Genomic DNA, 26219 nt, shown 5'->3' on the forward strand with positions numbered 1-26219 from the left:
TCCGATAACGAACGGCGTCCACAGTCTTCTCGTCCTTGCTTTGTGACCCTAGCGTCCGATCGAAAGCCAAACGGGTGTTAGGAATTTGCTCCCCCTCGGGATCACCGCTGCGCGCTCCACCCCGCTGAGGGCGACGGCGATGGCCCCAGCACCTCCGGTCGGCGGACGAAAGAAGCCACCATGCGTATTCGACCCCCGCACACCTCACCCCGGTCTCTCGCTCTGGTCGCCCTGACCACCACGGCCGTGCTGCTCACGACAACGGCGTGCGACGGCCAGGCGGCATCCTCGTCGTCCACGACCTCGACGCTCTCCCTGGCCATCATGGGCACCCCGAACTCGTTCGCTCCCGCCCAGCTCACCGAGGGGCAGCAGGCCTACGTCTGGAGCTCCCTCTACGACACACTGCTCCTCGTCAACGACGACGGCGACCTCCGGCCGGGCGCGGCGCAGCGCTGGACATACTCCGACAGTGGCCGGACCCTGACCCTGACACTGCGCACGGGCATGAAGTTCAGCTCGGGTTCCCCGGTGACGGCGGCCGCTGTAAAGGCGACCCTGAACCTGATCAGGACGTCCGGCCAGAACCAGACACAACTCGCCGCCGTGGATTCCATCGATGCTCCCGACGACCGGACAGTGGTGCTGAAGCTCCGCAACCCGGACGCGTCGCTCCTGCACGCCCTGGCCGGGGCCGGCGGGGTGATCGCCGATCCCCAAACCATGAGGACCAGCGGTTCCGCGCTGAATCCGGTCTCCTCGGGGCCCTACACCCTGGACAAGGGCGCGACGGTCAACGGGTCGGTCTACGTGCTCAAGCGGCGCGACGACTACTGGAACAAGCAGGCCTATCCGTTTCCCACCGTCAAGATCAAGGTGATCTCCGACCGTGCTGCCTCGGTCAACGCCTTGAAGGCCGGTGAGATCAACGCCGGCTCCGTGGAGGCGCAGCAACTGAGCTCGCTGAAGGCAGCCGGCTTCACCACCAAGCTCATCGAGGCGACCTCGGTGGCCACGCTCCTGCTGTTCGACCGCAAAGGTGAAGTGCTCAAGCCGCTCGGAGACGTACGGGTGCGCAAGGCCATCAACATGGCCTTCGACCGGGAGAAGATGGTCCGGCTCTTCCTCAAGGGCTCCGGCAGGGCGACGGAACAGCTTTACCACCCCCTGGACGAGGGCTACGACCCCGCGCTCGACCACACCTACCCCCACGACCCGGCCGGCGCGAAGAAGCTGCTGGCCGAGGCCGGATACCCGGACGGATTCTCGGTGCACATGCCGAGCCTGTACTTCACCAAGCCCTTCGAGCCCACCATCTCGCAGTCGCTCGCGGACATCGGCATCAAGGTCACCTGGGACCCCGCACCCGCCCAGCAGACAATCTCGGCCCTGGCCACCAGGAAATACCCCATGGCCCTGGTCATCGACGGTTTGGACCCCGTCCCGGTGCAGACCCGCGACTACTTCTCCCCGAACGGGTACCGCAACGTGTTCGCCTCCTCCGATCCCCGGCTGACCCGGCTGCTGCTGAAGGCGAACGGCGAAACCGATGCCTCGAAGGCGGCAGAGGTGTACAAGCAGATCGACGCGTTCACGGTGAACAACGCCTGGACGGCGCCCGTCTTCTACATCGGCGTCCACTGGGTGACCAAGAAGGGCATCGTCTTCCGCGGGGACGGCTCCTCGACGCAGAACAGTCTGCGGCAGTTCGGTCTCGCCGGCCAGGCCGGTGGGTGAGCCCTGGCATGATCCTCTATGTGCTGCGCCGCCTGACCGCGGGACTGGTACTGGCGGTGCTGGTGACCATGATCACGTTTCTGCTGCTGAGCACGTCGTTGGACGACATCGCAGGCAGCATCCTCGGAAGCTCCGCGACGCCGGCCCGCATCGAGCAGCAGAAGGCGCAGCTGGGACTGGATCGCCCGGTGCTCGTGCAGTATCTGGACTGGTTGTCCCACGCCGTGCGGGGCGACTTCGGACTCTCCTACTTCACCAGCGAGCCCGTACGGTCGGCCATCGCCGCGCGCCTCGGTGTCACCCTGTCCGTGGTGCTTGTGGCGCTTCTCCTTACCGCCGTCGTGGGTGTGACGCTCGGTGTGCTGGCGGCCACCCGTGCCGGAGTCGTCGACCGGATCGCACAGGGTGCCTCGCTGTTCGGCCACCTCGTGCCGAACCTCCTGATCGCCATCGGGCTCGTATGGCTCCTGGCCCTGCGCCTGCACTGGCTCCCGGCCACCGGATACACGCCACTGGCGGAGGATCCCGCCCGTTGGGCGGCCTCGATCACCATCCCCGTACTAGCCCTGACGGCAGCCGGGGCCGCCAGTCTCACATCCCAGGTCCGCGGGGCCATGATCGACGAACTGCGCAAGGACTACGTCCGTACCCTCCGGACACGCGGCATTCGCCTCCGCTCGATCCTGCTGCGCCACGCCCTGCGCAACGCCGCGGGTCCGGCACTGACGGTGCTGTCCCTTGAGTTCGTGCAGATGTTCGGGGGAGCTCTGGTCATCGAGCAGGTCTTCGCGCTGCCGGGTTTCGGCTCGTACGCCTTCAACGCGTCTCTCCAGGGCGACATCCCGATCATCATGGGCATCACGCTCTTCGCGGTTCTGCTCGTGGTCTGCGTCAACCTGCTCGTCGACCTCGCGAACGGATGGCTCAACCCGAAGGCGAGGATTCGATGAGCACCGCACCGAGCAACGCCACGCCCGCCCGCGACCAGGGAGACCGGCCAGACCCGGCGGAGGCCGCAGCGAGCGGCAGGTCACCCCTACGCCGGCTGCTGCGGGACCCGCAGGCAGTCATCAGCGCCGGCATCCTGCTGGTCATCGTCGCGCTGGGCCTGCTCACCCCACTGATCACCGATCACGGCCCCAACCAGGCCTCGCTCGAGGCGATCAACGCCGACGCCGGCAGCCACGGCTATCTCCTCGGCGGCGACAAGAGCGGCCGCGACATCTTCGCCAGGCTCCTCAGCTCCGTCAACACCAGTGTCGTCGCGGCACTCATCGGCACCGGCATCGCTCTCGCCATCGGCGTCGCTTTCGGGCTGATCGGCGGATACTACGACCGGCGCCTGCGGGCTGTCACCGAGTGGGTGTTCAGTCTCGTCATGACCTTCCCGGGGCTGCTGTTGCTCATCGTGCTGCTCCCGGTGACGAACGGCGACTACCGCGTCACGATGATGATCTTCGGGGTGCTGCTGTCACCCGGTGTCTACCGCCTGGTCCGCAACCTGGTCCTCGGCGTCAGGAACGAGCTGTACGTGGACGCCGCCCGGGTGTCGGGTCTGCCGGACCGGCGCATCCTCTCGCGGCATATCCTTTACACGGTCCGAGGCCCGGTCGTCATCGCCACCGCGTTTCTCGCCGGAGCGTCCATCGGCGTGCAGTCGGGCCTCGCCTTCCTCGGCGTCGGGCCGAGCACGGTCCCCAGCTTCGGCGCGATGATCGCCGACGGGTTCACCAACTTCTACGAGGAACCCCTCCAGTTCCTCTGGCCGAGTCTGACGCTCGGTGTCATCACCGCCTCTCTGGTCCTGCTCGGCAACTCGCTGCGGGACGTACTGGAGGGCGGGCGGCCAGGGCCGTCCAGGATCACCGCGCCCGCGCCTCGGCCGGCGACCGGACTCACGACCGGGGCAGGGCCTCCAGGACTGTTGACCGTCGAGGACCTTGCCCTCGCCTACCCGACTTCCTCGGGCGAGTTGAAAGAGGTGGTCAGTGGGGTCACCCTGAGCCTGGAGGCGGGAGAGACGCTCGGGCTCGTCGGCGAATCGGGGTCGGGCAAGACACAGACCGCGTTCGCGATCCTCGGTGTACTGCCCGCGGAAGCGGTCGTCACCCGCGGCTCGGTCCGCCTCGACGGGCGCGAACTCCTGGGCCTGAGCGAGCGCGAACTGTGCAACGTGCGCGGAAGGGCCGTGGCGTACGTGCCTCAGGAGCCCATGTCCAACCTCGACCCCTCCTCCACCGTGGGCTCACAACTGGTCGAGGGGATCCGCACGGCGACACCGATGTCGCGGCGTGAGGCCGGCGAACGCGCACTTGCCCTGCTCGACCGAGTCGGAATCTCGGATCCCCGGCGGGTGTTCGCGTCGTACCCGCATCAGATATCCGGCGGCATGGCGCAGCGCGTCCTCATCGCGGGCGCCGTCGCGAGCCGGCCGTCGCTGCTCATCGCCGACGAACCGACCACCGCCCTGGACGTGACCGTGCAGGCGGAGATCCTCGACCTGCTGCGCGACCTGCGCAAGGAACTGAACATGGCGCTGCTGCTCGTGACCCATGACTTCGGCGTGGTCGCCGACAGCTGTGACCGCGTCGCCGTCATGCGGCAGGGCGAGATCGTCGAGACCGGGGACGTGCTCGACCTGTTCACCGCGCCCGGGCACCCGTACACCCGCACGCTCCTCGACTCGCTCCCCGACGAGCACTCGATGCGCACCGACCAGCCCGGTGTCGCCGACGAGTCCTGGCAGAAGGAGACGCGATGACGGCGCCACTGCTCGACCTGAGCGGCCTGCGGGTCACCTATCCCGGCCGCGGCTTCAGGGCCCGCCCCCACGAGGTGCTGCACGGGGTGTCCCTGCTGGCCCGCGAGGGCGAGACCCTCGGGATCGTCGGCGAGTCCGGCTCCGGGAAGACGACCCTCGGGCGGGCCGTCCTCGGACTGGTGACACCCAGCGGCGGACACGTCCGGTTCCGGGGCCGGGACATCACCCACGCCTCCCGCAAGGAACGCCGCGCGCTCGCCCGGGACATCCAGGTCGTCTTCCAGGACCCGTACAGCTCACTCAACCCGGCCCTCGCCGTCGGCGACATCCTCAGCGAGCCGCTGACGACGCAAGGTGCCACGACGCGCGAAGCGCGGGCCCGCATCGCGGAGTTGCTGGATCAGGTGGGTCTGCCCAAGGACGCGGCCCGTCGGCTGCCGCGCGAGTTCAGCGGCGGACAGCGGCAGAGGGTGGCGATCGCCCGTGCCCTCGCCTCCGAGCCGAGCCTGATCGTCTGCGACGAACCCGTTTCCGCCCTTGACCTGACGACCCGGGCCCGCGTGCTGGACCTCTTCGTCGACATACAGCGACGTACCTCGGTCGCCTACCTGTTCATCTCGCACGACTTGGCCGTCATCCGGCACGTCAGCCATCGCGTGAGCGTCATGCGAGGCGGTGAGATCGTCGAGACCGGAGACGCCGGGCAGGTGACCTCACTGCCCCGACACCCCTACACCCAGATGCTGTTGCTCGCCGCACCCGTCCCCGACCCTGTCGCACAGCGCGAGCGCCGCGAGGAGCGTCACCGACTTCTGGCGCGCGAACGGGCGGAAACGGGCGCGGTTCGGCGCGTCGAGCAGGGCACCGATCCGGGGCAGTTCGGTTCATGAGCGGTGGCATCGGTGATTGCTCATCCAGCCTGCGGACATCTCCGCGCGATGGCCCGGCGCGGACAAGGAACAGGAATTCGGAGGACCCATGCTGAAGCCCCTCTCCACCGCCACCCGTGAACTGGTGAACCTCGACGGCCTGTGGGACTTCGCCGTCGGCACCGCCGCGGGCGAACACCCCTGGACCGGGCCGCTCGACACCCGTCTGGAAGCCGCCGTGCCCGCCAGCTACAACGACCTGTTCACCGACAGCGCGATCCGTGACCACGTCGGCTGGGTCTGGTACCAGCGCCTGGTGCGTGTGCCCCGTGGCTGGTCGGACGAACGGGTGATGCTGCGTCTGGACGCCGCCACGCACGAGGGCAGGGTGTACGTCGACGACACCCTGGTCGCCGAACACGTCGGCGGATACACGCCGTTCGAGGCCAACATCACCGAACACGTCGCAGCGGGGCAGGAGTTCCGCCTGACGATCGGCGTCAACAACGAACTCACCAACCTGACGATCCCGCCGGGCACGATCACCATCACCGAGGACGGCCGTCGGCAGCAGAAGTACCATCACGACTTCTACAACTACGCCGGCCTCGCCCGCTCGGTGTGGCTGCACAGCGTGCCGCGGGTCCACATCGAGGACATCACCGTCGTCCCCGGCCTCGACTCGACGACCGGGACGGTGGAGTACGAGATCGGGACCAGCGCACCCGCCGCCGTGCGCGTCCGCGTCCTGGACGCCGCGGGCACCGAGGTGGCCGCGGGCGAGGGCGCGAGCGGCACCCTGAGCATCGAGGACGTGACGCCGTGGCGGCCGGGGGCCGCGTACCTGTACGACCTGGTCGCCGAGATCGTGGACGGCGAAGCGGTCCGCGACACTTATCACCAGGCGTTCGGCGTGCGCACCGTCGAGGTCCGGGGGACCAAGTTCCTCATCAACGGCGAGCCCTTCTACTTCACGGGCTTCGGCAAGCACGAGGACACCCCTGTGCGCGGCAAGGGGCACGACGACGCCTACCTGGTGCACGACTTCCAGCTCATGGAGTGGCTGGGCGCCAATTCCTTCCGTACGACGCACTATCCGTACGCCGAGGAGGTGCTGGACTTCGCGGACCGGCACGGGATCGTCGTCATCGACGAAACCGCCGCCGTCGGCCTCAACCTCGCCGTTCAAGGAGGGCTCACCGGCCGCCCGCACCCGCCCACCTACTCGGACGACACCCTCAACGACGACACGCGTGCGGCGCACGCGCAAGCCATCCGGGAGTTGATCGGCCGCGACAAGAACCACCCCAGTGTGGTCATGTGGTGCGTCGCCAACGAGCCGTCCACCCACGAGGACGGCGCACGCGACTACTTCGAACCGCTCGTCGAACTCACCCGCAAGCTCGATCCGACCCGTCCCGTCTGCAGCACGGCCTCACTGCTCACCACGCACGAGAACGACCGTATCGCCGACCTGTTCGACGTCGTGTGCCTCAACCGCTACTACGGCTGGTACATCGCCAACGGTGACCTTGTCACCGCGGAAGCGCTCATGGACTCCGAGCTGCGGGCCTGGGTCGAGAAGCTCGGCAAGCCGATCCTGATGACCGAGTACGGCGCCGACACGCTGCCCGGGCTTCACTCGGTGTGGGACCAGCCGTGGACAGAGGAGTATCAGGTGGCCCATTTGGCGGCCCACCACCGTGCCTTCGACCGTTGCGACGCCGTCGTGGGTGAACACGTGTGGAACTTCGCCGACTTCCAGACCTCCCCCGGTATCCACCGCGTCGACGGCAACCGCAAGGGCGTCTTCACCCGTGACCGCCGTCCCAAGGCCGCCGCTCACGCACTGCGGGCGCGTTGGATCTCTCTCTCCGGCCACAAGCCGTCGAACGACGCCTGACAGGCCTGCCGGACACTGCCGCCATCAGCCCCGGTGTTCATCTTCTCGCAGGGAGCCGGAGATCCCACCATCGACCAGTCTGTCCTCCCCGGGCAGAGCGGTTTCACCGTTCACAGAAGCGAGGTCCTCAACAGATGCCCTTACGTACGCGACGCCCCTTGAAACGAGTGCCGCTGGCCGGAGGCATAGCAGCGATCCTCCTCATCTCCACGCAACCCGATGCGGTTCTGGCGGCAGATACGTCTGAGTCGCCCGCCGGGGTTCGGGTCGACTTCGGCTCGACGGAAGGCCAACTGCCGCGACCGGAGAAGCACAACAACTTCGGGAGCCTCAACTCATGGCCTCAGCAGCGTGCCGACGATGTTGCGTTCCTCAACAAGCAGGGGCTGCACGGCGAGATCTACCGCGTGTGGGTCAGCAGTCCGAAGGCGCCGCCCGAGAGCAACGTCTTCAACCTGTGCCACCTGGAGACGCAGTCCTGCGACCTGTCCATACTGGACGACTACCTCACCGACGCGAGCACCGTGTCCGATGAGCTGCTGGTGAATGTGAACCCCACGGCCTTCGTCGAGGGCAAGAAGCCCTGGAAAGACCTGGCACCGACGCTCGAGCTGATCATCCGCAGCCTCAAAGAGAAGTATCCGCGCGTCAAGTACATCGAAGCGTTCAACGAACCGGACTGGCAGTTCCACGGAGAGCAGCGCCACAACGGACACCCCGCGAACGAGACGACGTTGCAGCCCGACGGTCTGTATCGCTACTACGCGCCGTTCTACGAGGCCGTCAGCAAGGTCAACAAGGGACTGCGACCTGCAGACCGAATCAAGGTCGGCGGGCCGAGTCTCTCGCTGATGGACCCCAAGTGGGTGAAGCCCTTCCTCGACGCGTACGCGGTCGACCGGAACCCGCACAAGCGTCTGGATTTCCTTTCCTATCACTCCTACCTCGAGTGGGACGACGCCTACCAGGTGGCGAAGCCGTACAAGGACGACCTCCGAGTGGTGGCGTCACAGCGGAAGGTCCTCCGGGGATGGCTGGCGGAGCGCCGACTCGACCGGCACCTCCCGGCCTTCATCACCGAAACAGGCATCTACCCCGGACCGAGCTACGACGACACCGACCCCAAGAAGGACTACATCCGGCAAGCAGCCGCCATGGCCACGTACGGCTACCTGTACGCGAACCAGCCCGACACTCACTTGTTCAACTGGTGCGTCCGACACAGGGTCGAGGAACGCAAGGACCAGTTCGTGACCCGCACCCCGAACGGGCCGCTGAAGGACACCTTCACCCCCTACGGGAACATGATGCTGATGCAGTCCAAGATGAAGGACACCAGGGTGTCCGCCGTCGTGGAAGACGCTCTCGAGGGAGACAACGGCCTCTATACGATGGCATCGAAGGACCGCACGGGCGCGTCGCTGATGGTCTGGAACTGGCAGCACGTAGGCGACCGCAGCTATCGGGCCACCGTCAACATGTCCCGGATACCGTCGGAGCTCCGACACAACCAGGTCCGCGAGCGCGTGTACCGGATCGACCAGACGACAAGCAACTACTTCGGTGACCCGGCCAAGGCCGACCTCCAACTGGTCGAGGAGAAGATCGTCAGGCCGGGCAGGACCTACACCGAGACGGTCGACCTCGCGCCCAACGCGATCTACCTGATTCTCCTCGAACGCGCCTGAAGAACAAGGATCGTCCTGAGGCGACACCGGGGCCTCGCTCGGGCTGGTGGATCACCGTATCCACACCGCACGGAAGTGAGGCCCTGTTGATCTTCGGCCGACTCGGATGCCAACCGGTGTTGCCGGGCCCTCTGTCGCCTTGCCCGGGTTCGAGCCCCACGCGCGGAATTGCGCAGGCGTAGTCTCCAGCCCGACGGCGCGTGGCAGGAACCAGAGCGGGACGATCGCTTGCCGATCCAAGAGCGCGCGTGTTCGATTCGCGTCACCCGCACCACGATGAAACCCCCAGGTCGAAGACGTGGGGGTTTCATCGTCACCTTCCAGAGGTCCGCCCCGGCCGAGACGCTCAGCGCGTCACTGGCGGCCGCTGCAGCGGAAGTTGGCGGCGTCGTTCGTGCTGCCGTGTCCGTCGTAGCGGGCTACGGCCGGCCACCGGCACAGTGGCCTGCTCATGGGCCCGTTCTCGGCACGCAGTGTGCTGGGGGCCTTGCCGTGTTCGACCCACTTCACCAGGGCCGCCAGTGGGTCGGCCGGGGCGGCGCCGGAGCCGCCCCTGCAGTGGCCCACGCCGGGGGCCGTGAAGAGGCGGGCGAACTGCTCGGTCTTCGCCCGGCCGCCCATGGCGGCGGTGACCTGCTCGTAGTACCTGATCGTTCCCTGGGAAGGGATCAGCTGGTCGGCCAGGCCGTGCCAGAGAAGCAGTTTGCCGCCGGCGCCACGGAAGGCGCTCAGGTCGGGGTCGTCCGTGCCGACCACGGGGCCCCACTCCTGACGGGAGCGGTCGAAGTAGTGGGTGAAGTCGGCCGTGGTCAGGCGGTGCCAGTCGAAAGACGGGTCCTTCGCCAGCCAGTAGGTGAACCAGCCCGACGCGAGGGGCGTCGGGACTCCGTCGCCGTTCGCGGTGGCGGCGAGTCTGGCGAACGAGGCGCCGGGCAGGATTCCGTACCACAAGCGGCGACCGTCCGGGCGTCGCGGCCCGTCCCAGATCTTTTTCACCACGGCCGCGTCCTTGGCCGTGATCGTGCCGCAGGGGGTCACGGTGCCGACCAGCGAGGTGGGGTTGAAGCGGCAGGTCCGGGGGTCCGCGATGACGCCGTCGGTCACACCGTCGCGACTGTCGCACGCTGCTGTGACCGCCTTGTTGACCGCGTCGAACTTGCACGAGGGCACGAAGTCGTCGAGCTCGTGCATCACGACTTGGGGCCACATCGCCGCGGGGAGGAACCGGTCCGCCTGGATCGCCGGCGCGCCGGCCAGGATGCCGTCGTAGTCGCGGGGCTGGACCTGCGCTTCCTGGAGACCTTCCCTGCCGCCGTTCGAGCAGCCGTTCCAGTACGAGTAGGTGGGCGACTTCCCGTAGAACGCCTGGGTGACGGCCTTGCCCTTGACAGTCGTCTCGTGCAGCGCACGCGAGATGAAGTCGTTGATCAGGGACGCGTTCATGCCGGTCGGGGACCAGGCCCACGAGGCGTCGCTGGAGTCGGCGGTATGACCGGAGTCGGAACCCGCGGCGGCGTAACCGGCCTTCGCCGCGCTCTCCGTGTCCGGGATGGAGCCGTCGAAGCCACCGCCTCCCACCCCTTGGAAGCGCCCGTTCCAGGTGCCGACGGGCAGTGACACGCGCATGTGGATGTTCTGGGGAACCAGCAGTTCGACGTTGCAGATCACCGGAGTGGCGGTGGTCTGCGAGGCGCTGGTGACCGTCGTGCCGTCCGGAAAGCGCAGAGCCGTGAGGCTCTCGCAGGACCGGACCGGCCGGCCGGAGCCCACGGTGTCGGCTGCACTCGCCCCGTGGACCGGCATGGCGCAGAGCCCTGCCGCGAGGATCAGAGATCCTGAGATCGCGAGCCGGCGGCGGACGGGGCCTCGCGGGGATGGTGCATGCTCGGCGTTGCCGGCTGAAGACTTCCACTTCATGCCCGCTCACCTCCCTCTTTCTTTCTTGGCTGGGCGGATGGGGCCGGTCAGCGGTCGGCCGGCTCGTGGATGTCGGAGGGGATCGGGCCGGCGTACAGTGCGGCGATGTCCGCGTCGTACTTCTCGGCGACCTTCTGCCGCTTGAGCTTCAAGGTGGCGGTGAGTTCATCGCTCGTCGCGTCCCAGTACGCGGGAATCACCCGGAAGCGCTTGACCTGCTCCACGCGTGCCAGCCGGCTGTTGCCCTCGGCCACCGCGGCTCGCAAGGCGTCGATCAGCAGGGGGTTGCGGGCCAGGGAGCGCGGGTCCGGCTGCAGCCCGTACTCGGCGGCGAAGGCCGCCGCGGCCTCGGCGTCCAGGACGAGCAGCGCGGTGATGTAGGGGCGGCTGTCGCCGATGGCCACAGCGGTGCCGATCAGGGGACTGGCGGTGGTGAGGGCCGTCTCGACCGTGACGGGCGAGATGTTCTTGCCCCCTTCGTTGATGATCAGGTCCTTCTTGCGGTCGACGATGGTCAGGTAGTCGTCCGCGTCGGACACGATGACGTCGCCGGTGTGGAACCAGCCGTCTCGGTCGAAGGCTTCGCGGGTCCGGTCGGGGTCGTTGCGGTATCCCTTCGCCACCGACGGCCCCCGCACCAGGAGTTCGCCGTCGGCGGCCCGGCATGCTTCCAGGCCGGGCAGCAGCATGCCGATGGTGCCGAAGCGTGCCCGCGCGGGCGGGCTGACGGCACCGAAGCAGCTCAGCTCGGACATGCCCCAGCCCTCGCAGATGGGGACGCCGAGCGCCGCGAAGAATTCGAGGGTCGCCGGCGGCGTGGGGGCCGCGCCGGTCACCGCCCACCGCACCTGGTCCAGCCCCAGACGGGACCGCAGGGCGGACAGGACACCGGCGTCCGCCTCGGCATACGCGGCGGCGAGCTCGTCATCTACCGGCATGCCCGCCTGCAGCAGGCGCGTACGCCTGAGGCCTGTCTCCAGCGCCGCCCCGACAGCCCCCCGCCGGGTCGTGTCCGGCTCGTTCTCGATACCGAGCTCCATGGCCTGCCTGATCTTGTTCCAGACCCTGGGAACAGCGCACCAGATCGTCGGCCGGCAGTCCGGCAGCGCCTTGCCGATCTCCTTGATGTCGGGCACCACCGTGACCTGCACACCGAAGATCGCCTGTGCGTACAGACAGGTGAAGCGGTCGACGACATGCGCGGAAGGGAGGTAGGAGGTGGTCCGGTCGCCGAAGCGGAAGTCCAGTACTTGTGCCACTCCCGCGGCCTGGGCGAGCACGTTGGCGTGCGTGATCTCGACGCCCTTCGATGGGCCGGTCGTGCCCGAGGTGTAGATCAGGGTGAGCACGTCGTCCGGCTGGACGGCCCGCCAGGCCGCGTCGAAGTCGAACGAGGTATTCGCCCGGCCTCGAGCGCGGAGGATTTCCAGGCTGAGGGTGCCTGCCGCCGGCTTCGCCTCTTCGCCGTCCACCAGGATGAGGTGCTCGAGGGCCACACCGGATTCTCGGACGACGGGGAGGTACTGGGTCTCGCACACCATCACCCTGCTTCCGGAATTGCGCAAGACGTGGGCGAGTTGGGCGGCCGGCAGGGTGTTGTAGACGGAGAACGGGATGGCGCCCAGATGCTGGGCCGCGAGGTCGACGGGGAAGAACTCGACCCGGTTGGTCATCAGCAGTGCGACGGTGTCACCACGCCTGACTCCGAGCTCGGCCAGTCCGGCCGCCAGGAGGCGCACGTCCTCGGCGAGGGCCCGCCAGGTGACGGTGCGCGTCGCGCCCACGGTGCGCAGAGCCACCGTGTCGGGCGCGACGGCTGCCGTGCGCTGGAAGGCATCGCACAGCGTGGCGGGTATGGGGGTGAGGTCGGTCATCTGGCTCGGTTCCCGTCGATCGGCTCGTACCGGAACTCACACTCGACAGGCCCGACGCGCACCTGTACGGCGGCGCCGGCAAAGCCGCGGCGTGAGCGCTCGGGTTCGACGACGGCAACGCTAGGCATCCGTGGTGCGCAGGGCATCGGGCATGACACCCAACAAAGCGGCCGATGCGCTGTGATCGGATCACACCGCCTTGGAGGGAAGTGATCGGGCCTCCACCGGTTGAGGTGATCGGGTCACCCCCCGGAGCCGCACCCGAACAGTTTGATCGCGATCAGCAACTGCTGGAGGTCGGTGAGTCTGCGCAGGTCGCACCCCGTCCGTTCCTCGACACGAGCCAGACGGTGATGTGCGGTGTTGATGTGGACACCGAGTCTCTGGGCTGCGGCCTTCACGTTCAGATCGCAGGCCGCGTACTCCTCCACGGTTCTGATCAGGATGCCGTCCGTCCGGGAGTCGTCGGTCACGAAGGTGCGGAGCGCCGCCGGCACGATCCGGGCAGCGGTCTCGTCCGCTCGGAGCGTCAGATAGTCGAGCACACTGAGATCGGACAGGCAGACAACACCACCCTCCGGCGGAAGAGTGCCCAGCGCGGAGACGGCCTCGTGGTACGCCTTCCCCAGGTCGATGACGGTGTCGTACCGCGTGCTGATGCCCACCGCCAGCCGTGTCCCCCGGTCGGCGAGCGTCCGCCAGGCCGTCCCCACGGGTTCCCCGGACACGCTTCCGACGCCGTCACGCAGGGCTCGTACGATCACGATCTCGTCCTGCCGCAGCACGGTCAGCGCACGAGCCGGGTCGCCTGTGGCCTGCCCCAGAAGCGAGGCGGCGGAGCGAAGGCTGTAGGGGTCGTCGACGGGACCCGCGGGGACCGCGACCACCACGGCGCACGCCGTGTCGGGATGCAGCCCGGCCTTCGTGGCCGCGGTCAGCCGTGGTCCCGGCGCCGGCTCCCGCCCCGCAATCAGGTCTTCGAGCAGGTCCCGGCGCACCCGGTCGCCTTCCACGGCCAGGAACTGCTCCTCGTCCAGATAAGCCCGGGCCGCGACCGTACTGCCCCGATTGATCAGTTCCATGACGAGTCCGCACGCTTCCAGCGCGACGTCACGCCCGCCGGTCGTGTGCACCGCCCAGTCGGCGATCGCCTCCCACATCACGCGGTGCGCGATGCGTAGGGCATGCATGAAGTCCACCAGGGGCATACCCTGCCGTGCCCGCCGCGCGGCATGCGGGCGGACGAACGCCACGTCGTCGTCCGTGACCGGACGGCGGCGGGCCAGGCTGTCGCTGAGCGCGTCGACCGCCTCCGTCACGTGGGCCACCACGTCGGCCAGCAGCGCTTTGTTCGCGAGGGCGGCGTAGCCGGGAATCTCTGTCCGCATGGCTTCCAGAGCCGCCTCGGCCAGCGACTGCCGCTGAGCGGCGATGATGTCGGCCACCTCGCTGAGGGCGGCCACCTGACCTGATCGGCGTATCACGGCCTCAGCCTAGGGGAGCCACGGCGCCACGGCGCTGGGAGATCACTGAGATGAACCGACGCCCGGCGAGGCCCGACGCCTTACGGGGAGCATGCCGACAGCGGCTCGCGCCTGGTCGACGAACGGATGCTGTAGCGGTTCACGGTGCCCAAGTCGCTGCGTGGCGACCTGACTCCTCGCGCGAACGGAGCCTGTCCAGGGTCACCATGCGGTCGTCGACCCTGCGGGAGGCGTGGAGCCAGCGGAGTTCGACCCGTCAACCGGCCGCACTGGCAGTCGGCATACCTCGCCTCGTAAGCGGCCGTACACCAGCTCACCACGATCACTGTCGCGCCGCCCCGGACGAGGAGATCCGGCAACGCCGGCTCGTCGGTGACCTCACATCCCCAACCGTGGCATCACCTGCGTGATCAGCCGCATGGAAGGGCCGTTCTGGTGCTCCGATCGGAGCCGTCGACGGCAGACGCCTGCCCCCTCTCTGCTGCGATCGCAGTAGACGCAAGTGTCTGCGAACGGCCAATGACGAGAGACCGGAGAACTGCGAGTGTTCGAGTGGGCCGTGATCGTCGGCCCGCACGCATGCCAGTCCCCTGGAAAGGCTCGTCGATGTCCCCTCTCGCCCGCTGGTGCCACCGGCACCGGCTCGCCGTCGTCCTGGTCTGGGTGGGCCTGTTGCTCGCTCTCGGCGCCGGAGTCGGTGCGGCCGGCAGCGCCTTCGGCAACAGCCCGACCTCGCAGGACACCGACTCGGCCAAGGCGACGGCACTGCTCCAGCAAGCCTCCAGCAGTGCGGCGGGCAAGAGCGGCCGGGTGGTCTGGCAGGTGAACGGCGGTGAGGTCACCGAGCCCGCCGCCAAGCAGGTGATGATCCGGACTCTGAAGGAGATAGCCGAGGCACCGGGCGTCGCCGAAGTGACCAGCCCCTACACACCGCTCGGCAAGGGGCAGATCAGCAAGGACGGCCAGACGGCCTACGCCTCGGTCGCGTTCGACCGGGAGGTGGAGGACGCCCAGGTCGACCACGTGAAGGAAATCGCCACCGGCCCGGAGTCGGGGACCCTGCACATCGCGCTGAACGGGCAGGCGTTCACCATCAACCCCGCTCCCAACCCGGTCGCCGACGTCATGGGCATCGTCCTCGCCTTCATCGTGCTGCTGTTCGTCTTCCGGGCCGTCTGGGTGGCGGCGCTGCCGATCATCACAGCCATCGTCGGCGTCGGCACCTCCGCGGTCACGGTGATCCTGCTCAGCCACGTCATCACGCTCTCCGACACCACGCTCACCCTGGGTTCGCTGATCGGTCTGGGCGTGGGCATCGACTACGCGCTGTTCATCGTCAACCGGCACCGCACCAACCTCATGGCGGGCATGAGCGTCGCCGAATCGGCAGCCAAGGCCCTCAACACCTCCGGCCGGGCCGTGGTGTTCGCCGGGCTGACCGTCGTCATCGCGCTGCTGGGCATGCTCACCCTGAACGTCGGCATCATCAACGGCATGGCGATCGGCGCGGCGATCACCGTCACACTGACCGTGCTGGCCGCCATCACCCTGCTCCCGGCGCTTCTCGGCATGATCGGCCCGCGCGTCCTCAGCCGCAAGCAGCGCCGCGAGATGTCCGGCTGGGCCCGGCCGCGCTCCGCGGGCCGGGCCGGGCTGTGGGGCCGGTGGGCCGAGCGGGTGCAGGCCAGGCCCAAGACGCTGGCCCTCGTCGCCCTGGCCGTGCTCGCAGCGCTCGCGCTGCCGACGCTGTCGCTGCGTCTGGGCGCGTCCGACGACGGCAACCTGCCGACGACCTCGACGAACCGTCAGGCTTACGACATGATCGCCGACGGGTTCGGGCCCGGCTTCAACGGCCCGCTCGTCCTGGCGGTCCAGGCCCCCGACGCCGCCGGCAAGGCCGCCGAGAGGAAACTGGTCACCGCCCTCGAGAAGGTCGACGGAGTCGCCAGTGCCAACTCCGCGCCCATGAAGGACGGGCAGACCGTCGGGGTGGTCTCCGTCGTCCCGACGACCTCCCCACAGTCGGAGGCCACCTCCGACCTGATCCACCACCTGCGTGACGACGTGATCCCGCAAGCCGAACAGGGCACGTCGATGAAGGTCTACGTGGGAGGCGTCACCGCGAGCAACGACGACTTCGCCTCGGTCCTGATGGGCAAGCTGCCCGTCTTCGTGCTGGTGATCGCCGCGCTCGGCTTCCTGCTGCTGACCGTCGCCTTCCGCAGCCTGCTCATCCCGGCGGTCGGCGCACTGCTGAACATCCTCAGCATCGGAGTGGCCTTCGGCGCGATCGTGGTGGTCTTCCAGTACGGCTTCGGTGCCGGACTGCTCGGTCTCGGCGCCGGCGGACCGATCGAGTCGTTCGTGCCGATCCTGGTCGTCGGCATCATGTTCGGCCTCTCTATGGACTACCAGGTCTTCCTCGTCAGCCGCATGCGCGAGGAGTGGGCCCACACCGGCGACAGCCACCGCGCGGTCCGGGTCGGCCAGGCCGAGACCGGCAAGGTCATCGCCGTCGCGGCCACCATCATGGTCTGTGTCTTCGGCTCCTTCGTCTTCGGCGGCATGCGGGTCATCTCCGAGTTCGGCGTCAGCCTCGCAGTGGCGGTCGCTGTGGATGCCCTGCTGATCCGCATGATCGCCGTCCCCGCACTCATGCACCTGTGCGGACGGGCCAACTGGTGGCTGCCCCGCCGGCTGGACAAGGCCTTGCCCAATGTGTCCGTGGAAGGCCCCGCCGACGAGCCCGCGCATCCGCTGTACGCCGTGCGGGAACCGGAGACCTCCGGCCTGGCCAACTGACCGTCACCATCGACGGGCGGACATCGCACGCGGGCCGGTGGAAGGCGGGGGGACCTCGCCTTCCACCGGCCGGCGCTGCTTAGAGTGAGGGAATGGAACTGCCCATGGTGTGGCGACAGTGGCTGGCCCGTCATGACCGGATCAAAGACGCGCTGCCGGCGGTACCGCTGATCGTGATCGCCGCGGCGGCGACCGCCGCCGTCGGCAAGGGCTGGCAGGAGCCTCGTTGGCACGAGGTCGTGTGGACGACGCTGTCGTGCGTGCCGCTGGCCTTCCGAAGCCGCTGGCCCCTGGGCGTCGCCCTCTTCACCCTTGCGGGTGACCTCACGCTGATGGCCGTCGCCTCACACATCTCGCCGGCCCCGGGAGCAAGCCTGATCGCCCTGTACACCCTCGCCTTCCTCAGCAGCCGACGCACCGCGTGGACGGTCGGGGTGGCCTCGGCCGTGGCGATCAACGGTGTCTACGCCGCCACTCACTCCGAGTCCCTGGTGGCGGGGGCCAGTCTGTTGCGGTTGGACTTCGCGATCGCGGCCACCGCGCTCGGCCGCACCGTCCGCAGCCGCCGTGAGAACCTCGCGGCGGCCAGGGAACGCGTGGAACACGCCGAACGCACCCGGGAGGAAGAGGCCCGGCGCCGGGTCACCGAGGAACGCGTGCGTATCGCGCGCGATCTGCACGATGTCGTCGCCCACCACATCACCCTGGTCAACGCCCAGGCCGGTGTGGCGCACCATCTCATGCGCGCCAACCCCGACCAGGCCTACGAGGCGCTCGCCCACATCAAGGACAACAGCCGAGCCGCCCTCGACGAACTGCGTGCCACCGTCGGCCTGTTGCGCCAGCCCGACGACGCACCGGGCTCGCGGGCCCCCATCCCGCGCCTGGCCGATCTCGACGCCCTCGTCACCGGCTTCGAGGCGAGCGGCCTGTCCGTGTCGGTGACCCGCACGGGCGGCCCCTCGCCGCTGGCGCCCGCAACCGACCTGACCGCCTACCGCATCATCCAGGAAGCCCTCACCAACACCCACAAGCACGCGTCCACGTCCTCGGCCTCGGTGGTCCTGGAGTATGGCGTGCACTCACTCCGGGTCACGGTGACGGATGACGGACGCCCGGGCGCGCCGAAGGGCGCGGGCACCGGCCACGGACTGATCGGCATGCACGAGCGGGCCACCGCCATCGGCGGTACCGTCACCGCCGGCCCGCGTTCCGAAGGCGGCTTCCAGGTCGTAGCCGAGTTGCCGGTCTCGCTCTCTCCCGCACCTGCCTGACACCCCGTGAGGAAACACCGCACATGACCATTCGCGTCCTGCTCGCCGACGACCAGGCTCTGCTCCGCGGCACCTTCCGGCTGCTCATCAGCGCACAACCGGACATGGAGGTCGTCGCGGAGGCCTCCGACGGGCGGGAGGCAGCCCGACTGGCCCGGTCCGAGCGCGCCGACGTGGTGGTGATGGACATCCGGATGCCCGAGGTCGACGGCATCGAGGCAACCCGGCTGATCGCCCAGGACGAGGACCTGGCCGGGGTCAAGGTCCTCGTCCTCACCACCTTCGAGGAGGACGACCTGGTCATCGAGGCCCTCCGGGCAGGCGCGAGCGGATTCCTGGGCAAGGGAGTCGAACCGGCGCAACTGCTCGACGCCGTCCGCCTGGTGGCCGGCGGAGAGGCGCTTCTCTCCCCGGCAGCCACCAAGGGCCTGATCTCCCGGGTTCTCTCCCAGCCCTCACCCGGCGACCTCGTCGACCCCCGTCGCCTGGCCATGCTGACTCCCCGGGAGCGGGAGGTACTGGCACTGGTGGGCACCGGCCTGGCCAACGACGAGATCGCCGAACGCCTCTTCGTCACCCCGGTCACCGTCAAGACGCACGCCAACCGTGCCATGGCCAAGCTCGGCGCCCGCGACCGCGCCCAGCTCGTCGTCATCGCCTACGAGACCGGCCTGGTACGCGCGGGAGAACGACAGGGCTGAGGCACCGGACGGCCACGACCGGTGCCCGGGTCTCCCGGGGAACACGCGGGAGGGACGCGCCGTCGGCCTCACTTCGGCTGCGCTGCGGCGAGCGCCGCCTCGGCCTTCTTGCGGTAGACGGCGAGTTTCTCGGCGGGGGTGACGACCTGACGGCTGCGGGACTTCACGGACACGTCGTGGTCGCCCGCGGCCCTGCGCAGGGCTCCCACGGTCGCCTGTTCGCGGGGAACGTGGGCGAACGGGTCGAAGGAGTACCAGCGCATGGCGTTCTCGTGCGTCATCTTGTTGATGTCGTCGTCCGGCACGGAGTTGGCGGTCAGCACCTCGTGGAGCTCCTCGGGGGCGTTGGGCCACATCGAGTCGCTGTGCGGGTAGTCGGCCTCCCAGCAGATGTTGTCGATGCCGATGTCGTGGCGGAGCCTCACCCCGATCGGGTCGCTGATGAAGCAGGTCAGGAAGTGCTCGCGGAAGATCTCCGAGGGGACCTTGCCGCCGAAGTCCTGGAGCGTCCAGGTGGCGTGCATCTCGTAGGTGCGATCCAGCCGGTCCAGGAAGTAGGGAATCCAGCCGGTGCCGCCCTCCGACAACCCGATCCTGATGGCCGGGTACTCCTTGAGGACGCGGGACCACATCAGGTCGGCCGCCGCCTGGACGAGGTTGATGGGCTGGAGGGTGATCATCACGTCCGGCGGGGCGTCGGGCGCGGTGATGGCGAGGCGGCCGGAGGAGCCGATGTGCAGGTTCATCACCGTGCCGCAGTCGGTCAGCGCCCGCCATACCGGATCCCAGTACTCGGAGTGGAAGCTCGGGTAGCCGAGCGGGACCGGGTTCTCCGGGAAGGTGAGGGCGTGACAGCCCTTCTCGGCGACGCGCCGGATCTCCTGGGCGCACAGCCCGGCGTCCCAGATGGCCGGGAGGGCCATGGGGATGAAACGGCCGGGGTGGGCGGCGCACCACTCGTCGATGTGCCAGTCGTTGTAGGCGCGCACCAGGGCCATCGAGAAGTCGGAGTCCTCGGTGGCGAACAGCCGGGCGGAGAAGCCGGGGAAGGAGGGGAAGTTCAGCTGGGCGAGGACACCACCGGCGTTCATGTCGGCGACGCGTTCGTCGACGTCGTAGCAGCCGGGCCTGATCTCGTCCAGGCCCTGGGGCTCCATGCCGTACTCCTCCTTGGGACGGCCCGCGACCGCGTTGAGCGCGGCGTTGCCGATCCTGGCGTCCCGGAACTGCCAGACGTCGCTGCCGTCCTCGCGGTGCACCAGCCGCGGCGCGTCCTTCTTGTAGCGGGCCGGCAGGTGGTTGGCGAACAGGTCGGGCGGTTCGATGATGTGGTCGTCGACGCTGATGAGGATCATGTCATCGCGGTCCATGGGACTCCTTGTGACTGTGGGCGGATCAGTCCGAGGCGGGCAGGGCCTTCGGCGGTTTGACCGCCAGGGGCTTTCCTCCGTAGGTGAGGTGGCCGGTGCCGGAGGCGGTGCAGAGGAGTTCGAGCGTGTCGGCGGGGTCGACGTAGCGCTTGCCGATGAGGGTGTCCGGTGTCTGACCGGCCGGCTGTGCGGCAGGGGCGTCCTGGACCGGGACCATCGGGCTGCCACCGCATTCGACCGGGCCCGTGACCTCCTGCGGAGCCCGGATCACGATGACGCGGGTGGTGCCGGTGGCCGAGGCCAGTTGGTCACCGGGGCGCAGGGCCGGGATGCGGGGTGACGGCATGGCGCGGTTCTCCTTGGGGTGCGGGTGCCGGTGCCGGTGGGGTGAGCCTCTCCCCCAGCCGGTCCAGGTCGTAGGACTGGCGGGCGAGCCAGAAGCGCAGGAAGCCGGTGAGCGAGTAGCGCAGGAACAGGGCTCCGCCCACCACGGCGGCGGCGATGCCGCCGAGGCCGATGGCGAGGGCGTCGCCCTGAGCGAGGGAGTTGTCGGTTGCGTGGGCGAAGGGGAAGGCGAGCGCGCCGAGGACGAGTCCCGCGGCCATGAGCAGTCCGCCGAGCCGCAGCCAGAGCGTGGCGCGGGCGGCGGCCGGGTCGGGGATCTTCAGCTCGGCGAGTTCGCGGACGAACCGTTCTGCACGCGCGTCGGGAGGTGCGGTCATATCGGGCTCCCCAGGTAGTAGGAGGAGAGTTCGGCGTGCAGGGAGCCGTTGGGTTGCCCCTGCCACTGGATTCGGCCGCCTACGACGACGGCGGCGTGGTCGGCGATCTTGAGCACGGCGGCGGCGAACTGCTCGACGACGAGCACGGCGACGCCCTGCCGGGCGATGCCGGCGACGAGTTCGTAGAGTTCGGCGACGACCAGCGGGGCGAGCCCCATGGAGAGTTCGTCGAGGAGCAGGACGGCGGGGTCGGTGGCGAGGCCGCGGGCGAGGGCGAGCATCTGCTGCTCGCCGCCGGAGAGGGTGCCCGCGGGCTGGGCGCGCCGGGTGCCCAGGACGGGGAAGCGGGCGTAGGCGATCTCCTCGATCTCTTCGTGGGTGCGGCCCGTGAAGGTCATCATCCGGAGGTTGTCGCGCACGGACAGGTTGGGGAAGACACCACGGCCCTGGGGCACCAGGCACACGCCGGCGCGGGCGAGGGCGCGCGGGTGGATGCCCGTGGCGTCCCGGCCACCGAGCAGCAACCGGCCGGCGCTGGGCGGGTGCACACCGGCGGCGACCGACAGCAGGGTGGTCTTACCGGCGCCGTTGGGGCCGAGGAGGGCAACCACTTGGCCCTCCTCGACGGCCAGGTCCACGCCGTGCAGCACGGTGATGCCGCCGTGGGCGGCGCGGATGCCGTCCAGCTGCAGCAGCGGTCCGTTCATGGCCGTGTCTCCCCCAGGTAGGCGGCGAGGACCGACTCGTCGGTCTGTACTCGGGCGGGCGGGCCGCTGGCGACGACGGAGCCGAGGTTGAGGACGTGCACCTCGTCGCAGACGCTCATCACCAGGCTCATGTCGTGCTCGACGAGCAGGACGGCCGTGCCCTCGTCGGCCAGGGAGCGCAGCAGCGCGGCGAACCGCTCCGTCTCCTTCGCGTCCTGACCGGCGGGCGGGTTCGTCGAGGAGCAGGACACGTGGGCCGAGGACGAGGGCGCGGCCGACCTCGACCAGGCGGGCCAGGCCGGTGGGGAGCGCGTCGGCCGCGTCGTCGGCCACACCGGTCAAGCCGAGCCGTGCCAGTACGGCGTCGGCCGTGCGGGCGGCGTGGCGGCGCCCCGAGCCGAGTTCGGCGGCGACGAGCAGGTTGTCGCGCACGGAGAGACGGCCGAAGAGCTCCAGGTGCTGGAAGGTGCGGGACATCCCGCGGCGGGCGCGACGCGCGGGGCCTTCCCGGGTGATGTCGCGGCCGTCGAGACGGATACGGCCGGTGCGGGGTCGGCGCAGCCCGCAGACCACGTCGAACAGCGTGGACTTTCCCGCACCGTTGGGGCCGATGAGGCCTGTTACCCGGCCCGCCTCGGCCGTCAGCGACACGCCGTCGAGGGCGCGGCGTCCCCCGAAGGAGACGGTGATCTTCTCAGCCCGCAACAGTGGTGGCACGGCTCAGCACCTCCCCGTCCTCGGCCCGCCAGGGGCGGCGTACTCCCCACCACTCGGGCGGGATGTCGGTGGGCGGCCGCTGTGCGGCGGCGGCGCGGACGCGCAGCAAAAGGGCCGTGACGAGGGCGATCGCGAGGAGCAGCCATCCGTTCGCCACGTCGAGGGCCGCGAGCAGCCAGCACACGCCGAGGACGCCGAGCAGCCCGCTCAGCAGCGGCCGGTTGCGTCCCAGTGGCGCCCATTCGGCGCGCATCCGGGCCAGGACACCGCTGGGGTTGTGCGCGAGTCCCATGCCCGCGAGGGCGACGAGCAGGGCGGTCACGTCGTGCACCCAGGAGCCGAGGCCGCTCATAAGCTGCGCCGACAGGACGAAGGCGATGCCGGTGAACAGCCCCGTGCCCACCGCGCCGAGGCCGCCGATGACCGCGATCAGGAAGATCGGCAGCCCGGCGACGAGGTTGAACTGGTCGGCGGTGACGGTCTGCAGCTGCATGCCGTACAGGGCACCGCCCAGTCCCGCGATCCCGGCGGACAGGGCGAAGACGGCTGTCTTGGTGACGAGGAGCCGTCCGCCGAGGGTGGCGTAGGCGGCCTCGCTGTCGCGCAGCGCGATCAGTCGGCGGCCGAACCGGCCCCGGCGCAGTGTGGCGACGCCGACCGAGACGAGCGCGAGACAGACGGCGGAGAACACCAGCAGCTGGGCCGGTGAGGTGAGGTGCAGGCCGAACAGGTCCGGGCCGGTGACGGTCACCGAACCCTGGTCGAAGAAGATGACGCGCACACCCAGCACCTCGAAGGCGGGCAAGGTGAAGATCCAGCGGTCGAGGACGACGGCGAACGCGGCGGTGCCGAGCGCGAGGTAGATGCCCGACAGGCGCAGGGCGGGCAGCGCGATCAGCGCGCCGACGGCCGCGGTGACCAGCATGGCGGCGGGCAGCGCCCACAGCTCGCCGTGCGCGCCGAGGTGTCCCCACACCACGGCGCCGATGCCGGCGATGGACAGCTGGCACAGGGAGATCTGCCCGGTGTATCCCGCCAGGGGCACGAAGGACAGGGCGATGACGCCGAGCGGGAAGAGCGTGCCGTAGGAGAGGACGGCGTCCTCCGCCAGGACCGTCACCAGGACGAGCGCGAACAGCACGGTCAAGCCCACGAGGAGGAGGCTCCCGCGTGCCGACGGCAGCGGCACCCGTACGGGGGTGCGGTCACGGCCGCGCAGTCTGCGGTGTGGGAAGGCGAGCAGGGCCAGGAACAGCAGCAGCGCGGGGGCTGCCAGACGCAGGCCCGGAAGGTAGTCGTTCTGCGGCAGGTAGCCGGCGAGATAGGCCTCCAGCAGGCCGACGACGAGGGCCCCGAGGAAGGTGAGCGGCAGGCTGCGCAGTCGGCCGAAGACGGCGGCGGTGTAGGCGCTGACGATGAGCAGCGACAGCTGCTGGGCGTCGAGCGCGACGGCGGGCGCGATGAGGATGCCGCCGACGGCGGCGAGCTGGATGCCGAGCACCCAGGCGAGCCGGGTGGCACGTAGCGCATCGGCGCCGGTGAGGCCGGCGAGAGCCCGGTCGTCGACGGAGGCGCGCATCTCCGTGCCGGCGCGGGTCCGGTGCAGCAGTGCCCAGAGGGCCGCGGCAATCGCCAGGGCGACGGCCATGGTGATCGCCTGGTGCCAGGTGACGGCGGCCGGGCCGAGGCGCAGTGCGGGCCGTTCGGCGAAGAACGGCGTGAGCGGACGCGCGGTGTTGGGGTCCCACACCCAGCGGGCGAGCGCGATGCACCCGGTGAGCAGCGCGACGGTCATCACGAGGCGTTCGGCCTCGCCGAGCGCCTGCACCGGCCGCATGAGCACACGTTCCACGAACAGGCCGAAGGCGGGGGCCAGGACGAGCAGGACGAAGGCGAGGGCGAGCGGGACCGGCCAGCCCCAGCCGACGGCCAGCTGCCAGTAGGCGAAGGCGGACAGCATCCCGGCGGCGCCGTGGGCGAAGTTGAACACACCGGTGGTGGCGTGGGTGACCACCAGACCGGTGCCGATCACGGCGTAGACGGCGGCGGTACTCAGGCCGACCACCGTGAAGGCCAGGAATTGATCCATGTCTTGGAAATTAGCTTCTCCCTATTGGAGAAGCAACCATCCGGAGCAATACTCCTTCAGTGAGAATTACATTCTCGTACGAGAGGACGAGGCCCTTGAGCGTCACCGACGACCTGGTGGAGATCGAACAGCTCCTCGCCCGTTACGCGGTCGCCATGACCCGCGGTGACGTGGACCGGGTGCTCGCCGTGTTCGCGCCGGACGGCAGCTACAGCGCCTTCGGCGACACCTACCCGCTCGACGAGTTTCCGGCACTCGTCTCCGCCGCCCCGAAGGGGCTGTTCCTCGTGGGCACGCCGGTGATCGAGCTGGACGGTGACGCGGCGACCGGCACTCAGCCGCTGTGCTTCGTCGAGCACTCCACGCACGAGTTGCGCATCGGCTACTACAACGATACCTACGTCCGCACCCCGGACGGCTGGCGGCTGCGCACCCGCGCCATGACCTTCATCCGCCGCAGCGGCGCCCACGACTCGGGCCGCCCGCACGCCTTCGAGGGCACCCGCTCGTGAGGGTCGAGGAGTTCCGCCGGGCGCTGGGCGCCTGGCTGGACCGTCACGACCTGTCCCCCGATACGGACCACGCCCTGGACGCCCAGGTCGCGCAGCTGGCCCGCGTCCGGCGGGAGCTGTGGGCGGCGGACTGGATGCGGCACGGATGGCCGGACGCGGTCGGCGGACTCGGCGGCCCGAGCGTGCTGCGGGCGGTACTGGGCGAGCAGGTCGCCTCGCGGGACCTCGCCGAGCCCGGCCTGTGGTCGATGGTCGAGGTGCTGGTCCCCACACTGATCGACTACGCGCCGCCCGCGCTCGCCGCCGAGATGGTGCCCCGGCTGCTCGGCGGCGAGGAGCAGTGGTGCCAGGGCTTCTCCGAACCCGACTCGGGCAGCGACCTGGCGTCCCTGTCCACGCGTGCGGTCCCGCGGGGGGACGACTGGGTGGTGACGGGGCAGAAGGTGTGGACGAGCCTCGCCCAGTACGCGGCCCGCTGCGTCCTGCTCGCCCGGACGGGAGGGCCGGGGCACGGCGGCATCAGCGCCTTCTTCGTCGACATGGACTCCCCCGGCATCACCGTACGGCCGCTGCGCACGATGCACGGCGTGGACGAGTTCGCCGAGGTGTTCTTCGACGACGTGCGGGTCCCCGCGGGGCGGCTGCTGGGCTCCCCCGGCGACGGCTGGCGCCTCGCGATGGACCTGTTGCCGCACGAGCGGTCCACCTGCTTCTGGCACCGCGTGGCTCACCTCTACAGCCGCCTCGACCGGCTCCTGGCCGACGGCTGCGAGCCGGACGCGGACGCGCTGGGTGCGGTCTGGCTGGACCTGCACAGCGTGCGCTGCCGCTCGGCCGCCACACAACGGGCCCTGGCGGACGGCGGGCGGCTGGGCCCGGAGACCTCCGTGGACAAGATACTGCTGGCCGGTGCCGAGCAACGGCTCTTCGACACGGCGCGGGACCTGCTGCCGGGGTCGGTGGAGCTGGCGCCGGACGGGACGTGGCGCACCGAGTACCTCTACTCGAGGGCCGCGACCATCTACGGCGGCACCGCCGAGATCCAGCGCAACATCGTCGCCCGCCGTCTGCTGGACCTCGGGAAGGAGTGAG

At 69.4% G+C, this 26219-nt stretch carries 20 protein-coding genes and 1 pseudogene; 11 read left to right on the forward strand and 10 right to left on the reverse strand.

Annotated elements, in window-relative coordinates; translation table 11 throughout:
• Positions 1-180 precede the first annotated feature (180 nt).
• The 6 genes from QF032_RS04495 to QF032_RS04520 all read left to right on the forward strand — a co-directional run bounded on the left by QF032_RS04495 (position 181) and on the right by QF032_RS04520 (position 8958).
• Positions 181-1737, forward strand: coding sequence for an ABC transporter substrate-binding protein (locus QF032_RS04495; RefSeq protein WP_307054993.1), 1557 nt, complete (start codon positions 181-183; stop codon positions 1735-1737).
• An 8-nt stretch (positions 1738-1745) separates the two neighbouring features.
• Entirely contained in the window at positions 1746-2687 is a 942-nt protein-coding gene (locus QF032_RS04500; RefSeq protein WP_307054995.1) for an ABC transporter permease, read from the forward strand.
• Positions 2684-4498 carry a dipeptide/oligopeptide/nickel ABC transporter permease/ATP-binding protein gene (locus QF032_RS04505; RefSeq protein WP_307054997.1) on the forward strand — a complete coding sequence of 605 codons (1815 nt, stop codon included), beginning with the start codon at positions 2684-2686 and terminating at the stop codon, positions 4496-4498. The genes QF032_RS04500 and QF032_RS04505 overlap by 4 nt, the downstream gene beginning before the upstream one ends.
• Positions 4495-5388: an ATP-binding cassette domain-containing protein gene (locus QF032_RS04510; protein ID WP_307040210.1), complete on the forward strand. Its 894-nt coding sequence runs from the start codon at positions 4495-4497 to the stop codon at positions 5386-5388. The genes QF032_RS04505 and QF032_RS04510 overlap by 4 nt, the downstream gene beginning before the upstream one ends.
• Positions 5389-5476: 88 nt before the next feature.
• Positions 5477-7270, forward strand: a complete 1794-nt coding sequence (uidA, locus tag QF032_RS04515) for a beta-glucuronidase (RefSeq protein ID WP_307054999.1) — start codon at positions 5477-5479, stop codon at positions 7268-7270.
• 167 nt (positions 7271-7437) lie between these two features.
• Entirely contained in the window at positions 7438-8958 is a 1521-nt protein-coding gene (locus tag QF032_RS04520; RefSeq protein WP_307055001.1) for a hypothetical protein, read from the forward strand.
• 354 nt (positions 8959-9312) lie between these two features.
• Here QF032_RS04520 and QF032_RS04525 read toward each other — a convergent pair whose 3' ends face one another.
• From QF032_RS04525 to QF032_RS04535, 3 genes are all read right to left on the reverse strand, one after another.
• Complete coding sequence (locus QF032_RS04525) at positions 9313-10761, reverse strand: tannase/feruloyl esterase family alpha/beta hydrolase (protein WP_307040216.1); 1449 nt, start codon at positions 10759-10761, stop codon at positions 9313-9315.
• Between the two features lie 161 nt (positions 10762-10922).
• A complete protein-coding gene (locus tag QF032_RS04530; RefSeq protein WP_307055002.1) occupies positions 10923-12749 on the reverse strand; it encodes an AMP-binding protein in 1827 nt (608 codons plus the stop codon).
• Positions 12750-12991: 242 nt separating this feature from the next.
• Complete coding sequence (locus tag QF032_RS04535; RefSeq protein ID WP_307055003.1) at positions 12992-14233, reverse strand: PucR family transcriptional regulator; 1242 nt, start codon at positions 14231-14233, stop codon at positions 12992-12994.
• Between the two features lie 606 nt (positions 14234-14839).
• Between QF032_RS04535 and QF032_RS04540 the strand changes: the two genes are divergently transcribed.
• From QF032_RS04540 to QF032_RS04550, 3 genes are all read left to right on the forward strand, one after another.
• A complete protein-coding gene (locus QF032_RS04540) occupies positions 14840-17035 on the forward strand; it encodes an MMPL family transporter (protein ID WP_307040222.1) in 2196 nt (731 codons plus the stop codon).
• 92 nt (positions 17036-17127) lie between these two features.
• Positions 17128-18309, forward strand: coding sequence for a sensor histidine kinase (locus QF032_RS04545; RefSeq protein WP_307040224.1), 1182 nt, complete (start codon positions 17128-17130; stop codon positions 18307-18309).
• A gap of 23 nt (positions 18310-18332) precedes the next feature.
• A complete protein-coding gene (locus QF032_RS04550; RefSeq protein ID WP_307040226.1) occupies positions 18333-19010 on the forward strand; it encodes a response regulator transcription factor in 678 nt (225 codons plus the stop codon).
• A gap of 68 nt (positions 19011-19078) precedes the next feature.
• Here the strand turns inward: QF032_RS04550 and QF032_RS04555 are convergent, their stop codons facing one another.
• The 7 genes and pseudogenes from QF032_RS04555 to QF032_RS04585 all read right to left on the reverse strand — a co-directional run bounded on the left by QF032_RS04555 (position 19079) and on the right by QF032_RS04585 (position 24615).
• Positions 19079-20380, reverse strand: coding sequence for an amidohydrolase family protein (locus QF032_RS04555; protein WP_307055005.1), 1302 nt, complete (start codon positions 20378-20380; stop codon positions 19079-19081).
• Positions 20381-20405: 25 nt separating this feature from the next.
• Positions 20406-20726: a hypothetical protein gene (locus QF032_RS04560; protein ID WP_307055007.1), complete on the reverse strand. Its 321-nt coding sequence runs from the start codon at positions 20724-20726 to the stop codon at positions 20406-20408.
• A complete protein-coding gene (locus QF032_RS04565; protein WP_307040232.1) occupies positions 20689-21102 on the reverse strand; it encodes a hypothetical protein in 414 nt (137 codons plus the stop codon). The genes QF032_RS04560 and QF032_RS04565 overlap by 38 nt, the downstream gene beginning before the upstream one ends.
• Positions 21099-21809: an ABC transporter ATP-binding protein gene (locus QF032_RS04570; protein ID WP_307040234.1), complete on the reverse strand. Its 711-nt coding sequence runs from the start codon at positions 21807-21809 to the stop codon at positions 21099-21101. The genes QF032_RS04565 and QF032_RS04570 overlap by 4 nt, the downstream gene beginning before the upstream one ends.
• The gene (locus tag QF032_RS04575; protein WP_307060565.1) at positions 21806-22060 is read right to left on the reverse strand and encodes a hypothetical protein; all 255 of its coding nucleotides are present in this window, start codon (positions 22058-22060) and stop codon (positions 21806-21808) included. The genes QF032_RS04570 and QF032_RS04575 overlap by 4 nt, the downstream gene beginning before the upstream one ends.
• A gap of 34 nt (positions 22061-22094) precedes the next feature.
• Positions 22095-22526: pseudogene (locus tag QF032_RS04580) on the reverse strand (ATP-binding cassette domain-containing protein); the annotation flags it as partial.
• Entirely contained in the window at positions 22504-24615 is a 2112-nt protein-coding gene (locus QF032_RS04585; RefSeq protein ID WP_307055009.1) for a branched-chain amino acid ABC transporter permease, read from the reverse strand. The pseudogene QF032_RS04580 and the gene QF032_RS04585, both read right to left, overlap by 23 nt.
• A gap of 95 nt (positions 24616-24710) precedes the next feature.
• On the opposite strand from QF032_RS04585, the gene QF032_RS04590 reads away from it, so the two are divergent.
• Entirely contained in the window at positions 24711-25127 is a 417-nt protein-coding gene (locus tag QF032_RS04590; protein WP_307040240.1) for a nuclear transport factor 2 family protein, read from the forward strand.
• Positions 25124-26218 (forward strand): acyl-CoA dehydrogenase family protein, encoded by a 1095-nt coding sequence (locus tag QF032_RS04595; protein ID WP_307040241.1) that lies wholly within the window; start codon positions 25124-25126, stop codon positions 26216-26218. Before QF032_RS04590 ends, QF032_RS04595 begins: the two co-directional genes overlap by 4 nt.
• The last annotated feature ends 1 nt before the right edge of the window (position 26219 follow it).

Source organism: Streptomyces achromogenes, assembly GCF_030816715.1.
Lineage (GTDB): Bacteria > Actinomycetota > Actinomycetes > Streptomycetales > Streptomycetaceae > Streptomyces > Streptomyces achromogenes_A.

What these genes read in the sequence shown, in the direction of transcription:
- QF032_RS04510 (WP_307040210.1), top strand. Translation starts at nt 4,495, where the DNA reads ATGACGGCGCCACTGCTCGACCTGAGCGGCCTGCGGGTCACCTATCCC.
- QF032_RS04570 (WP_307040234.1), bottom strand. Translation starts at nt 21,809, where the DNA reads ATGAACGGACCGCTGCTGCAGCTGGACGGCATCCGCGCCGCCCACGGC.
- QF032_RS04550 (WP_307040226.1), top strand. Translation starts at nt 18,333, where the DNA reads ATGACCATTCGCGTCCTGCTCGCCGACGACCAGGCTCTGCTCCGCGGC.
- QF032_RS04540 (WP_307040222.1), top strand. Translation starts at nt 14,840, where the DNA reads ATGTCCCCTCTCGCCCGCTGGTGCCACCGGCACCGGCTCGCCGTCGTC.
- QF032_RS04555 (WP_307055005.1), bottom strand. Translation starts at nt 20,380, where the DNA reads ATGGACCGCGATGACATGATCCTCATCAGCGTCGACGACCACATCATC.
- QF032_RS04525 (WP_307040216.1), bottom strand. Translation starts at nt 10,761, where the DNA reads ATGCCGGTCCACGGGGCGAGTGCAGCCGACACCGTGGGCTCCGGCCGG.
- QF032_RS04565 (WP_307040232.1), bottom strand. Translation starts at nt 21,102, where the DNA reads ATGACCGCACCTCCCGACGCGCGTGCAGAACGGTTCGTCCGCGAACTC.
- QF032_RS04500 (WP_307054995.1), top strand. Translation starts at nt 1,746, where the DNA reads ATGATCCTCTATGTGCTGCGCCGCCTGACCGCGGGACTGGTACTGGCG.
- QF032_RS04560 (WP_307055007.1), bottom strand. Translation starts at nt 20,726, where the DNA reads ATGCCGTCACCCCGCATCCCGGCCCTGCGCCCCGGTGACCAACTGGCC.
- uidA (WP_307054999.1), top strand. Translation starts at nt 5,477, where the DNA reads ATGCTGAAGCCCCTCTCCACCGCCACCCGTGAACTGGTGAACCTCGAC.
- QF032_RS04585 (WP_307055009.1), bottom strand. Translation starts at nt 24,615, where the DNA reads ATGGATCAATTCCTGGCCTTCACGGTGGTCGGCCTGAGTACCGCCGCC.
- QF032_RS04530 (WP_307055002.1), bottom strand. Translation starts at nt 12,749, where the DNA reads ATGACCGACCTCACCCCCATACCCGCCACGCTGTGCGATGCCTTCCAG.
- QF032_RS04495 (WP_307054993.1), top strand. Translation starts at nt 181, where the DNA reads ATGCGTATTCGACCCCCGCACACCTCACCCCGGTCTCTCGCTCTGGTC.
- QF032_RS04545 (WP_307040224.1), top strand. Translation starts at nt 17,128, where the DNA reads ATGGAACTGCCCATGGTGTGGCGACAGTGGCTGGCCCGTCATGACCGG.
- QF032_RS04505 (WP_307054997.1), top strand. Translation starts at nt 2,684, where the DNA reads ATGAGCACCGCACCGAGCAACGCCACGCCCGCCCGCGACCAGGGAGAC.